At 69.5% G+C, this 12648-nt stretch carries 13 protein-coding genes and 1 pseudogene; 11 read left to right on the forward strand and 3 right to left on the reverse strand.

Annotation, left to right across the window (positions count from 1 at the left end):
- The 8 genes and pseudogenes from VF665_RS04805 to VF665_RS04840 all read left to right on the forward strand — a co-directional run.
- Window positions 1-395: pseudogene (locus tag VF665_RS04805) on the forward strand (hypothetical protein); the annotation flags it as partial.
- 233 nt (window positions 396-628) lie between these two features.
- The gene (locus tag VF665_RS04810) at window positions 629-889 is read left to right on the forward strand and encodes a hypothetical protein (protein ID WP_331052278.1); all 261 of its coding nucleotides are present in this window, start codon (window positions 629-631) and stop codon (window positions 887-889) included.
- Between the two features lie 505 nt (window positions 890-1394).
- The gene (locus VF665_RS04815; RefSeq protein ID WP_414678168.1) at window positions 1395-3188 is read left to right on the forward strand and encodes an ABC transporter ATP-binding protein; all 1794 of its coding nucleotides are present in this window, start codon (window positions 1395-1397) and stop codon (window positions 3186-3188) included.
- Between the two features lie 502 nt (window positions 3189-3690).
- On the forward strand, window positions 3691-4392 hold the full coding sequence (locus tag VF665_RS04820; protein WP_331052280.1) for a hypothetical protein: 702 nt from the start codon (window positions 3691-3693) through the stop codon (window positions 4390-4392).
- Window positions 4392-5435 carry a hypothetical protein gene (locus VF665_RS04825; protein WP_331052281.1) on the forward strand — a complete coding sequence of 348 codons (1044 nt, stop codon included), beginning with the start codon at window positions 4392-4394 and terminating at the stop codon, window positions 5433-5435. The genes VF665_RS04820 and VF665_RS04825 overlap by 1 nt, the downstream gene beginning before the upstream one ends.
- Window positions 5436-5506: 71 nt before the next feature.
- A complete protein-coding gene (locus VF665_RS04830) occupies window positions 5507-7333 on the forward strand; it encodes an OmpA family protein (protein ID WP_331052282.1) in 1827 nt (608 codons plus the stop codon).
- A gap of 115 nt (window positions 7334-7448) precedes the next feature.
- Window positions 7449-8234, forward strand: coding sequence for a hypothetical protein (locus VF665_RS04835; protein WP_331052283.1), 786 nt, complete (start codon window positions 7449-7451; stop codon window positions 8232-8234).
- A 4-nt stretch (window positions 8235-8238) separates the two neighbouring features.
- On the forward strand, window positions 8239-9069 hold the full coding sequence (locus tag VF665_RS04840) for an ABC transporter ATP-binding protein (RefSeq protein WP_331052284.1): 831 nt from the start codon (window positions 8239-8241) through the stop codon (window positions 9067-9069).
- Window positions 9070-9311: 242 nt separating this feature from the next.
- Here the strand turns inward: VF665_RS04840 and VF665_RS04845 are convergent, their stop codons facing one another.
- The 3 genes from VF665_RS04845 to VF665_RS04850 all read right to left on the reverse strand — a co-directional run bounded on the left by VF665_RS04845 (window position 9312) and on the right by VF665_RS04850 (window position 10914).
- Window positions 9312-9530 (reverse strand): type II toxin-antitoxin system HicB family antitoxin, encoded by a 219-nt coding sequence (locus VF665_RS04845; protein WP_349263101.1) that lies wholly within the window; start codon window positions 9528-9530, stop codon window positions 9312-9314.
- A gap of 2 nt (window positions 9531-9532) precedes the next feature.
- Entirely contained in the window at window positions 9533-9718 is a 186-nt protein-coding gene (locus tag VF665_RS25860; RefSeq protein ID WP_349263100.1) for a type II toxin-antitoxin system HicA family toxin, read from the reverse strand.
- A gap of 221 nt (window positions 9719-9939) precedes the next feature.
- The gene (locus tag VF665_RS04850; protein WP_331052286.1) at window positions 9940-10914 is read right to left on the reverse strand and encodes a hypothetical protein; all 975 of its coding nucleotides are present in this window, start codon (window positions 10912-10914) and stop codon (window positions 9940-9942) included.
- Between the two features lie 202 nt (window positions 10915-11116).
- Here VF665_RS04850 and VF665_RS04855 point away from each other — a divergent pair, with 202 nt between their 5' ends.
- The 3 genes from VF665_RS04855 to VF665_RS04865 form a co-directional block, all read left to right on the forward strand.
- Entirely contained in the window at window positions 11117-11680 is a 564-nt protein-coding gene (locus VF665_RS04855; protein WP_331052287.1) for an RNA polymerase sigma factor, read from the forward strand.
- Window positions 11667-12221: a hypothetical protein gene (locus VF665_RS04860; protein ID WP_331052288.1), complete on the forward strand. Its 555-nt coding sequence runs from the start codon at window positions 11667-11669 to the stop codon at window positions 12219-12221. The genes VF665_RS04855 and VF665_RS04860 overlap by 14 nt, the downstream gene beginning before the upstream one ends.
- Before the next feature lie 26 nt (window positions 12222-12247).
- Window positions 12248-12648, forward strand: a 401-nt coding sequence (locus VF665_RS04865) for a PDZ domain-containing protein (RefSeq protein WP_331052289.1), incomplete at its 3' end; no start/stop codon positions are given.

Here is a 12648-nt window from a genome sequence, read left to right on the forward strand (position 1 = left end):
TGGGGATGCGCAGGGCGGCGGGGGCCATGACGGGGTTTCTGGAGCTGATGGACTGGCCCGCCTTCCGCCGCCGCAACCTGAACGGTGAGATCGAGCTGCATACGGCGGGGCTGACGGTGTGCGCCTGCGGGGATGAGGGGCAGGCGGTTGTCTGGCTCCTGCGCACGGACGCGCTGGCCGCGGACGGCCGCCTGCGCGAGGATGCGCCGCCCCTGGATGCCGGCCTGCGCGTCCCCGGCCTGGCGCCGGGCCGCTACTCCGTGGTGCGGTGGGACACCCGCCGCGGCGCCGAGGCGGGCCGCGCCGAGGTGGAGGCGGGTGCCGACGGGCTCGTGCTCACCGACATCCCCGTCGCGACGGACCTCGCCCTCGCGATCCGGCTGATCGCGGAATGAGGGCGACTGAACTCGCGGCAACAAAGGCGCAAAGTCCGCCTGCGCGGACTGCGGCGGCCGCTTCGGCGGGTGAAACGCAGTCCCGCGCGTCGGCCTGTCCAGAGCGAATGAATTCGCCGCTGGAACAGCACGAAGTCCGCCTTCGCGGACTGCGAGGGCGGCATCTTAGCAGGCCCGCGAGCCGGAGCATCCGCCGGGCATGTGTATGGCCGATACGCTCTCGAGGAGGAGCCATGCCCCAGCCGCAAACAGCCCGGTACAGTCCCGATCTGGACGACGCACCGGATGACCTTCGTGACTTCCTGACCGCGCTTGCCGCGGAGGGCATCGCAGCGACACAGCCGAACGCCGGGCCAGGGGATCCCATCCTGGACCCGCTTCGGCTCCAGACGACGCTGAGCGACGCGGTAATCGAAGAGCGCGAGTATATCGATACACCTGCATCTGAGGATAATACATCAACTGTGTTGATGACCGGGCGAGGCTCTTGCTGAATGACAACGATCCGAATGTCTGACTCAGCGAATGGAGCCGCTCATGCCGCGTAAAATCTTCCGTGCCGCCCTGCTGTTCGCCATGATCACGCTCCCCGGCTGCCTGGTCTTTACCTGCGGCGGATGAGCGGAAGCGCCAGCATCCCTGAGCGGATGAATCCGCCGCTCAAGAAGCGGTAAGCCCCGACACGGCGCCCACAGGCGCCGTTCGGGGCTTCAACCAATCCGGCGGCCAACTCTCGCCCGGGAACGCATCGGCTCGCCGGCGCAGTCCGCGGAGGCGGACTTCGTGTGTTGCGAGGCGCGGTTTCAACCGCCGGCCCGATCTCCGCCGATTCCGCACTGCACGCGCTCCCGCGCCCCGCCCACCTCGGCGCATCCGCGTCCCCGGTTCCATCGACATCCACCGCGCCTGCTCCGTATCTTGCGCCGCGCGCCGGGGCCGGAACCCGCGCCGGAGCACCTATTCCCTATTCCCTATTCCCTAATCCCTATTCCCTATCCCCTGCCCTTGCCCTCTCCCCTCCGCCGCCTGATCCGCTACAGCCGCCCGCACCGCCGCACGGTGTGGCTGGCCACGCTGTGCTCCATCATCAACAAGGTGTTCGACCTGGCGCCGGAAGCGCTCATCGGCATCGCGGTGGACGTGGTGGTGCGCGGCCGGCAGTCGCTCATCGCGGGGTTCGGCTTCCCGGAGCCGCGGGAGCAGCTGATGGTGCTGGCCGCCATCACCTTCGTGGTCTGGCTCTTGGAATCGCTGTTCGAATACCTGTACGGCGTGCTGTGGCGCAACCTGGCGCAGACGGTTCAGCACGACCTGCGGCAGGATGCGTACGGCCACGTGCAGGACCTGGATCTGGCCTACTTCGAGGAGCGCAGCACCGGCGGGCTGATGTCGGTCCTGGGCGATGACGTGAACCAGCTGGAGCGCTTTCTGGACCGGGGCGCCAACGAGATCATCCAGGTGGTGACGACGGTGGTCCTGGTGGGCGCCGCCTTCTTCTTGATGGCGCCGGAGGTGGCGTGGATGGCCATGCTCCCCATGCCATTTGTGGTGTGGGGATCCATCGCGTTCCAGCGCCGGCTGGAGCCGCTGTACGCCGCCGTCCGCGAGCGCGCCGGGGCCGTGAACGCGCGGCTGGCCAACAACCTGAGCGGCATCACCACCATCAAGGCGTACGCCGCCGAAGGGCACGAGCTGCGGCGCGTCACGGAGGAGAGCGAGGGCTACCGCGAGGCCAACCGCCGCGCCATCACCATGAGCGCGGCCTTTGTTCCCCTCATCCGCATCCTGGTGCTGATCGGCTTTACGGGAACGCTGGTGTTCGGGGGATTGCAGGCGCTGAACGGCAGCCTGGCGGTGGGGACGTACAGCTTTCTGGTCTACATCACCCAGCGGCTGCTGTGGCCGCTCACGCGCCTGGGCGACACGCTGGACCAGTACCAGCGCGCCATGGCCAGCACGCGCCGCATCTTCGGCGTGCTGGACACGCCCATCGAGGCGCACCCCGGCGACCGCGCGCTCCCCGTCACCGAAGTGCGCGGTGAGGTGGAACTGCGCGCCGTCACCTTTGCCTACCGCGGCCGCGAGCCCGTGCTGACGGACTTTTCGCTCCGCATCGCGCCGGGCGAAACGGTGGCCGTCGTCGGGCCAACCGGCTCGGGCAAGAGCACGCTCGTGAAGCTGCTGCTGCGATTGTACGAGGTGGGCGGCGGATCAATCCTGCTGGACGGCACCGACGTGCGCGAGATCCGGCTCGCGGACCTGCGCCGGGCCATCGGGCTGGTGAGCCAGGACGTGTTCCTGTTTCACGGCACCGTGCGCGAGAACATCGCGTACGGCTCGTTTTCCGCCACGCCCGAGCAGGTGGAACGCGCCGCGCGGCTGGCGGAGGCGCACGACTTCATCGCCGCCATGCCGCAGGGGTACGACACGGTGGTCGGCGAGCGCGGCCAGAAGCTGTCCGGCGGGCAGCGGCAGCGCATCGCCATTGCCCGCGCCATTCTGAAGAACCCGCCCATCCTGGTGCTGGACGAGGCGACGTCCGCGGTGGACAACGAGACGGAAGCCGCCATCCAGCGCTCGCTGGAGCACATCAGCCGCGACCGCACGACGATCGCCATTGCGCACCGCCTGTCCACCGTCCGCAACGCGCACCGAATCTGCGTGATGGACCGGGGCCGCATCGTGGAGCAGGGCACGCACGCCGAACTGCTGCGCGCCGGCGGCATGTACGCCGCGCTGTGGCGCGTGCAGACGGGCGAAGCGGCGGGCCTGATCGGCCACGGCACAGACTGATCGCCCGGGACCTCCGGGATCCTTGGGCCGTGCTCCCTCGGGATGACATCCACGCTCCTGTTCGATGGGCGGGGACCAGAGACGGCGAAACTCGGCCGCGGGCGAATGGCCGCCGGCCGTCGTCACCGGCCCGCGGACCCGCCCCGACGGGGCCGCGGCGTTGACTGGTTCCGGCGCGGTCGTTAAGATGCACCCGCATTTCTACTTATCGCCCAACCGGACCGGCGCCCGCGCCGTCCGGCCACACGGGCACCGGAACACATCCGCCATCTCCCAAGCATACCCATCCGCCTGCGCGCCGCGCCGTCGCGGCGAACGCCGGCCATTCGATCCATATCGAAACACGCAGCGGGCGTAATCCGTAGGGACACAAGTTCTTGCGGCGCCGCGCCCGGACCGGAGCAGCGGCGCCGCGGAGCGGGATGCGCGCCGTGCATGGACCCCTGACCCGCGCCTCCCTTACCCCCAGCAGCGGCCCCGCGCCGCGCCGGCCAAGCCACCGATGAAGGACATTTTCGACAAGCTCAAGGATGCCGGGCGCGACGCCCTGGGCACCTTCGTGGAGTTCGATCCCGAGTCGCCCGCGCAGGCCCCCGCGGCCCCGCGCGGACCGGACCGCGGCGTGCCCGTGGACGTGACGCTCGCCGCCGTCCCCGTGAGCGCGCCCGCGGCCGCTCCCGTGAGTGCGGGCGCCGCCGCGCCGGACCCGGAGTTCGTGCAGCAGCTGCAGGCCGCCGTGCAGGCCAGCGGCAAGCAGGCCTACGGGCAGTTCCGCACCCTGTTCGGCGCGCTGAGCGCCGTGCCCGACGACACGCAGCGCGCCAGCCTCGCCCTGGCCGCCGCGCAGGCCAGCCACGGCGTGACCGCGCAGCAGGTGGCGGAAGCCATCGACGACCGCCTGCGCATTCTGGCCGGCGAGCGCGAGGCGTTCCAGAAGGCGGTGGGCGCCGAGAGCGACGCCGCCATCGGGGGCACGCAGAAGAAGATCGACGACGCCCGCGCCGCCATCGCCCGCAAGGCCGAAGAAATCCGCGAGCTGCAGGCCCGCCAGGCCGAGCTGGAGGCCGGGCTGGCCGAGGCGCGCGCCAGCATTGACGCAAACTCCGCCCGGTTCGCCGCCTCCTACGCCGTCGTGGAAGCCGAGCTGGCCGCCGAGCGCGCGCGCATCGCGCCGCTCCTCACCCCCACTTCCGGTACCCGCTGATGCCTGAGCTTTCTTCCGGCGCGGCCCCCTCGGGCAAGCGCACCTACTGGCAGCGCCCCGAAGGCAAGGTGGGGATGGGCATCCTGGGCGCCTTGGGCGTGGGGCTGGCCTGGGGCTTCATCACGCTCCTGCCCAAGCTGATCGAGATCGCCGAGAACACGCTGTACCTCACGTTCCTTCTGGGCGCGCTGGCCCTGGTGTACTGCATGGTGTTCGTGTGGGACCGCCCGCGCACCCTGCTGTTCTACGGCCTGCAGATGATTTCGCGCTGGGTGACCGGCAACTTCATCGAGCTGGACCCGGTTAGCATTCTGCACGCCTTCGTGAAGCAGATGAAGGAGCGCCGCGCCGTGATCCAGGACCGCCTGGGCCGGCTGGTGGGCGTGCGCCGCATGCTGGAAAGCAAGATCGCGCAGAGCGAAAAGGAGCGTCAGCAGGCCCTTCGCCTGGCCGCCGCCGCCCGGGGCGGCGGGGACGACGACGGGCTGAACGCGCACGCCGAGATCGCCGCGCGCCGCGCGCGCGACATGGAGGAGTACAACGCCATGAAGGGCCAGATGGAGAACATCGAGGGCCTTCTGCAGCGCGTGCTCAAGCGCGCGGACTACCACATCCAGACGGCCGAGGACGAGGCGCACCAGCTGGCGGACAAGCACACCATCACCGCCGCGGTGGGCGCCGCCACGACGGCCGCGCAGGGGATCTTTGGCGACTCGGACCTGCTGGAGGTGCGCAACATGGCCGCCGAGCGCATCCGCGACGACTACGAGAAGCGCCTGGGCGAGCTGCAGACGCTGATTGACCTCACGGACTTTGACCACGCCGTGGACCTGCAGCAGATGGCCTTCCGGCAGGACGGCCTGGCGCAGCTGGCCGAGGCGGAAAAGAAGGTGAGCGCGGTGGAAAAGGCCGCGCCCATCCCCCGCGTGCTGGGCGCGGGCGACCCCATGGCCGGCTTCAGCACCGGCATCGCCGGCGGAACGCCCATGGGCGCCACGCCGGAAGACCGCTGGCGCGGCAAGCTGCGCGGCGGACAGGGCTGAGCGCCGCGCGCACGAACGCCGGCCGCGAGGGTGCGGCCGGCGGCACAACCCCCTGACATCATCACGCACTCATGCGATTGACTTCCACGGGACAAAAGACCGTCCGCGTTCTGGGCGGGCTGGTCGTCCTGGCCCTCATCGGCCTCGGGCTGAGGTACGCGGCGCAGAACGGCTACGGCCGCTCGGTCCTGAACTCCTTTGTGCCCGAAAAGGTCGAAGGGCTGGACGCGGCCACGGAAAAGAGCCAGTCCAACGCCAAGTTCGCGGGGCTTCCCTCCGACAAGCCCGCCGCGCTCCCCGGCGCGCCCGAGGTGCGGGTGAACTTCTGGGCGTGGAACAGCCAGATGGGCTGCATGCTGGCCAACGGAGGCCCGGTGACCACCGAGGGCTCGCTGATGGCCAAGCAGGGCGTTAAGGTGTTCATCAGCCGGCAGGACGACAACAGCCAGTTGATGGCGCAGCTCACCAAGCTGGCCGCGGGGCTGCACGCCGGGCAGGCGCAGCCGCGTGACGGCATTCACTTCATCGGCATCATGGGCGACGGCGCGGGCGCGTTCCTGTCGGCGCTCAACGGCCAGCTGGTGGAAAGCTTCGGCCCCGAGTACCGCGCCGAGGTGGTGGGCAGCTGCGGCTACTCGCGCGGCGAAGACAAGCTGATGGGCCCGCAGAAGTGGCGCGACGACCCGCAGACCATGCGGGGCGGGGTGGTGGCGGGGGTGCTGCGCGACGGCGACTGGAACATCGCCCAGCGCTTCATGGGCGACAACAACATCCCCAACAACCCCGACGAGCGCACCTGGGACCCCGACGCGGTCAACTGGGTGAACACCAGCAGCTACACCGACGCGGCGGAAAAGTACGTGTCGGGCTACTGCGAGGACCGCCCCGTGGTCAAGAACGGCAAGCGCACAGGGGACAACCACCGCGTGTGCGTGGAAGGAATCGTCACCTGGACGCCGGCGGACGTGACCGCGGCCCGCGAGCGCGGCGGCATCGTCTCGGTCGTGTCGACCAAGGAGTACAGCTCGCAGATGCCGCACGTGCTCATCGGCATCCGCAAGTGGAACCAGGACAACCGCGCCACGGTGGAAAAGGTGCTGCAGGCGTTCCTGGAGGGCGGCGACCAGGTGCTGGCGCATCCGCAGGCGCTGACGCGCGCGGCTGAGATCAGCCAGGAGATCTACCAGGAGTCCGGCGCCGACGCGGCGTACTGGGAGCGCTACTACAAGGGCGTCACCGAGCGCGACAAGCAGGGGCTGCAGGTGGAGCTGGGCGGCAGCAAGGCCAACAACCTGGCCGACAACCTTCAGCTCTTTGGCCTGGCGCCGGGCACGTCGCCCGAGACCAGCCGCATGCGCGCCACCTACACGGTGTTCGGCAAGCTGGTGACGCAGCAGTACCCGGAGCTGGTGCCCAGCATTCCGGCCTACGACTCGGTGTTCGACGTGAGCTACCTGCGCGCCATCGCGCAGCGCGCGGGCGCCAGCGGCACCACGGGCGGGCAGGCGGAAACCACGAACTACGGCGACGCCAGCACCCCGGTGACGCGCGTGGTGGGACGCCGCAACTACCAGATCACCTTCGCCACCGGCTCGGCCGAGGTGACGCCGGCGACGGAGAAGCAGCTCCAGGAGCTGTTCGACGTGCTGTCCATCAACTCGCTGGCGGTGGAAGTGCACGGGCACACCGACAACGTGGGTGATCCGGCGGCCAACCAGCAGCTGTCTGAAGACCGCGCCATGGCGGTGAAGCAGTGGCTGGAGCGCCGCTCGGCCAGCACCTTCCCGCGGGGCCGCCTGCGCGTGTTTGCGCACGGCAGCACGCAGCCGGTGGAAAGCAACCGCAACGAGGCCGGCCGCGCGGCCAACCGCCGGGTGGAAATCGTCATCGGCAGCTGAGGAGAACGGCGGTGCCAAGTGCCCAGTACCCAGTGCCCGGTCTTCTGGCACCGGGCACTGGGCACTTGATCCTGGGCACTTTCTCCCGATCCTCTTTCCCGCACCCGACTTTCTGATGGCTTCTCTGGGTCCCGCGCTGCGCCCCAACCAGTGGGTGCCGGCCAGCGCATACTGGATGCTGGTGGCCGGCTGGACCGTGCTCCTGCTGCTGATGTGGATGCTGGCCCCCGCCTACTTTCCCGGCCCCGGCCGGGTGATCGAGGCCATGGGCGCGCTCACCTCGCAGCAGGGGCTGATCGCGGAACTGGCCACCAGCCTGGCGCTGTTCGCCGAGTCGCTGCTCATCGCCACAATCGTGTCGATGGGGCTGGCCTACCTCACGGTGGTGGCGGCGCTGCGTCCCTTTGTGCTGGCGCTCACCCGCGCCCGCTTTCTGAGCCTGGTGGGCCTCACCTTCATCTTTACGATGGGGCTGGGCGGCGGGCACCGCCTCAAGGTGGCGCTGCTGGTGTTCGGCATCTCCGCCTTCTTTTTGACGTCCATGGTGGACGTGGTGGCCCAGGTTCCGCGCGAAAAGCTGGACCACGCGCGCACGCTGCGGATGAGCGAGTGGCGCGTGGTGTGGGAGGTGATCGTGCTGGGGCAGATGGGGCCGGCGCTGGACGCCCTGCGGCAGAACGCCGCCATCGGGTGGATGATGCTGACCATGGTGGAGGGCATCAGCCGCAGCGAGGGCGGCATCGGCGCCCTGCTGATGGACCAGAACAAGCACTTCAACCTGGCCGCCATCCTGGCCGTGCAGATCGTGTTTCTGCTCGCGGGGTTCCTGCAGGACGCGGCGCTGGCGTGGCTCAAGGCCACGGTGGTTCCGCACGCGTCCCTTACCACGGTGCGGAGGTAGTCCCGTGGCCACGTCATTCGCATACGAGCGCACCGGCGTTCTGCTGGAACTGCAGAACGTGAGCGTGATGCGCGGCGGCGTTCCCGTGCTGCGCGACCTGAATGCGCAGATCCGCGACGTCGTTCGCCCGGGGATGAAGCAGGGGCAGGTGGTGGGGCTGCTGGGCCCGTCGGGCATTGGCAAGACCACGCTGTTCCACGTGCTGGCCGGGCTGCTGAAGCCGGACACCGGGACGGTGAAGGTGGGCGAAGAGGGGCGGCCGGCCAGCCCCGGGCTGGTGGGCGTGGTGGCGCAGAATTACGTGCTGTTCGACCACCGCTCCGTGCTGGGCAACCTGATGATCGCCGCCAAACAGGCGGGGATGGACGGCGCCAGGGCGCGCGAAGCCTCGCTCAAGTACCTGGAGCGCTTCGGGCTGGCCGCGCACGCCGACAAGTACCCCATGCAGCTTTCCGGCGGGCAGCGGCAGCGCGTGGCCATCGCGCAGCAGCTTCTCTGCTCGGAGCTGTACCTGGTGATGGACGAGCCTTTCTCCGGCCTGGACGTGGTTCAGCAGGAGAACGTGCAGCGGCTCATCCAGGAGGTGAGCCTGACGCACGAGCACAACACGCTCATCCTGGTGACGCACGACGTCTCTGCCGCAGTGGCCGTGTGCGACACCATCTGGCTGATGGGACGCGACCGCGACGCGGCGGGCAACATCGTGCCGGGCGCGCGCATCAAGGAAGAGATCGACCTGCTGGAGCGCGACCTGGCGTGGCACCCGGATATCCGCACGCGCCCCGGCTACATCGAACTGGTGAACGAGATTAAGGCCAAGTTCCCGAGCCTTTGATCCAGGTCAGTGAACGGTCTGAGGTGGGCGGCGAATTCTTGATAGCGGATCGCGTTATCAAAGCGAACGTGTCGAACTTTTGATAACGGCGGTTCCGATGAAAACGAGCCCCGGCCCGGAGATGCGTCTCCGGCCGGGGCTCGTTCGTTCTGCTGGCCCTCTCAACCGCGGTTCACGTGAAGGACGCGGGGGGAGCTGAGGTTTGGCGAGGGAACTGCGGGGACGCGTCCGGCCCCACTGCGTCATGCGGCTTGAGCGACCCGGATGTAGTCGACCCGCGAGACGGGGACTGGGGCCGCCTGCCCGTCCTCCCGCAACGCTTCCAGATGAAATCCGATCGCCTCCCGAATCAGCGCGCGCACCTCGTCCTGGGACTCGCCCACCGCCACGCACCCGGGAAGATCCGGGACGTATGCGCCGAACCCGTTGGAACTCGGTTCGATCACGATCGCGTATTCCAAGGTCATTTCAGCCCTGCCTGCTTGAGAACACTGTTCAGAGTCCCGATTGGCATCTCTACGCTTTCCTTGCCGGCCACCGTCACCGTTCCAGACTTGCGCGAGTGCCGGAATTGCCGGTGGCTCCCGCGCGTCCGATCAAGCCACCACCCATCCTGTTCCAAAAGCCAGATCAACTCGCGGACTTTCATTCCCGTAGATGATAGCTGAAAGGTAGGCCAACGCAAAAGCCTGCTGCGAGGCGACGAGGCGTGGGCCAAACTAGCGCACGAAGGCGCCATCGCCGCACCGTAATGCTGCGCACCGGTGCAGGCAAGCATAAAGCGCTGATTCCATTCATCTTACGCCAAAGCCGCGCAACTCGTGGGGATCACGGCTCGCTTGGGGTCACCGGTGCGACATCTCACGCGCATCAGGGTGATTCGATGCGGAAGCGGTGGACGCGGTCGGTGGTGATGACGACGAGGTCGTCGCCTGCGAACTCCAGGTACGAGTGCGCGCTGTCCAGCCGCTTGCGGTCCAGCACGCGGCCCGTCAACCTGTCGATCAGAACCAGCGCGTCCGGCTCGGCGGTGAAGCCGTAGCCGGCGATGATGTACGGGCCGCGCACCAGGAACACGTTGTTGGACGTCAGCGGGCCCGTGCGCCACTCCACCACGCGCCGCACGGGATCCACCCGCACCAGCGCCGAACACGCGCCGCCCGCCTCGCGCGAGTACGACTGGCACGCTTCATTGAAGTAGAGCCGCCCGTCCGCATAGCGGATGTCCTGGATCTCCAGGTGGTCCGCGCGGGAAAGCAGCGGGTTCAGCGGCAGGTCCCACCGGCGCCCTCCATCCGCCCCATACAGCACGGCCCGGAAGCGCGCGTTGCGCCCCAGTTCGCCCGCGCTCAGCGGATCGCGGTAGAACGCCACCCATCCGCCCTCCGCCGGGTCGGCGATGAACAGCTGCAGCCCGTCAAGCGTCCGCGGCACGCTGGACGCAAGATTCCGCGGAACGGATTCCCGCAACCGGTAATCCGGCCCGTTCGCCTTCTCCCGCCCGCTCAGCCCCAGCGCGGACAGCGTGCGGTCGTCCAGACGCTCGGAGCCCAGGGCGCGCAGCACGGCAGCTGGCGCGGGCTCCTCCCGCACGGGCGTCTGCGGCAGGCGTGGAGGCGTGGCGGGCGCCTGCGCCACGGGCTCCGGCGCGGGCTGCGGCGGCGGCACGGGCGCGGCGCACGCGGCCAGCCATCCGCTGATCGCCAGCGGTGCCGCCAGTCGCCACCCGCCCATCATCATCGGCCGCGCGATCCGCCGCGCATCGTCCCGGAGAATCGGCGTCGCGATCCGCCGCGCGTTGTTCATCATCCGCGGTCCCGCGATCCGCCGCGCGCAGTTGATCATCAGAAACCTCCCGTGTGCCTCACGAGGTCCGTCATCATCGCCGGCACGGGCCGGACGGCGCGGACCGCGATCCACCAAAATCCGTTCATCACCCGCATCCCTTTGCTGTGCATCCACTTGCTCCGTCCCTGGCCATGATGACGCGACGGCAGACGGTGAGTCCATGCAACCATCCGCCGTCGCGGCGCCACTCAGTTGCACCATGAGAGCCGAAGCCCCGGCGGTATCCGACCAGTCGCTCGCGCAGGCCCTTCTCCTTCGCGGAGATGAAGACGCCTTTCGCGAACTCTACACCCGGCACACGCCGCGGCTATTCCAGTTCGTGCTGCGCATTGTGGGCGGCGCGGAGCACGACGCCGAAGACGTGGTGCAGGAAACGTGGATCCGCGCCACCTCGGCGCTGGCCACCTTTCGCTGGGAGGCCGCGTTCGGCACGTGGCTCACGGGAATCGGGCTGAACGTTGCTCGCAGCCTGCTGCGCCGGCAGGGCCGGTGGGAGCTGCCCATGGAGGCGGACACGCCGGAGCCGTCCCGCCCCCCGGCCGCGGACGGCGACCGCATCGACATCGAGCGGGCGCTGGCCCTGCTGCCCACCGGCTACCGCACGGTGCTGGTGCTGTACGACGTCGAGGGCTACACGCACGACGAGATCGCGGAGCGGCTGGGCATCGCGCCTGGCACCTCCAAGAGCCAGTTGTCCCATGCACGCAGGGCGCTCCGGCGCTTGCTGGAGCCCCACACGCAGGAAGCCCATGAACACGCCTGATCCGCACGACGACGAACTCCCCCCCGCGCTCCGGCAGGCCCTTCGCGGCCTGCCGCGCGAACGCCAGCCGGGACGCCTGCTGGAAGAGCGCACGGTGCGCGCCCTTCGCGAATCCGGGCTGGTGCAGGCCGCGCCCCCCCGCGGCATCCGCCGGCTGCCCATGGCGTGGCTGGGCGGCGCGGTGGCGGCTTCGGTGGCGCTGTTCGCCAGCGGCGTCGCCGTGGGGCAGTGGATGGGGGGACGCACCACGGCCCAGGTGGTGAGCGCCGTGCAGGCCCGCAACGACCAGCAGACGGCGCTGCTGGTGCAGCAGACCGGGACGGCGTACATCCAGGCGCTGCACCAGCTTGCGGCGCGTGACAGCGCCGGCGCGGCGGACCCGCAGGGGCGCGAGGTGGCTACCCACCTGTTCCGCGCGGCCGCAGGGCAGATGGTGCGCATCGCCCCCAACGACGCGGTGGCGGGCGCGGTGATGGCGAGCAATCCCCGGCAGGACACGGCGGCGGCGCACCGGGCGCACCAGCAGGTCCTGTGGTTCTGAACGCACAACGAGCCGCGAGGGAGCGGATGATGAGAATGACGAACTGGACGACACGGGCGCAGGTGGTGGCCGCCCTTCTGGCCGCCGCTCCGGCGATGGCGCAGGCCGGCCGCTGCGGCCCGGACGAGATGGTGGTGGCGGACCTGGGCTTCGACAACCTGTCGTGCGCGGGGTGCAGCTTTCGGATGGACGCCACCGACCCGCGGCGCATGCAGATGCGCTTTGACGGCGGCGAGCCGCGCATTGGCGGAGTGCGCGCGGACGGCCCGGCGAACGGGCAGCTTCGCAACGGCGACGCGCTAGTGGCCGTGGGCGGGGCGCTGATCACCACGGAAGAGGGCGGGCGCCGCTACACCGCCATCGACCCGGGCGATCGGGTGCGGCTTTCCGTCCGCCGCGACGGCCAGGTGCGGCAGGTGGACGTCGT

Source organism: Longimicrobium sp., assembly GCF_036387355.1.
In the GTDB taxonomy this organism is placed as follows: domain Bacteria; phylum Gemmatimonadota; class Gemmatimonadetes; order Longimicrobiales; family Longimicrobiaceae; genus Longimicrobium.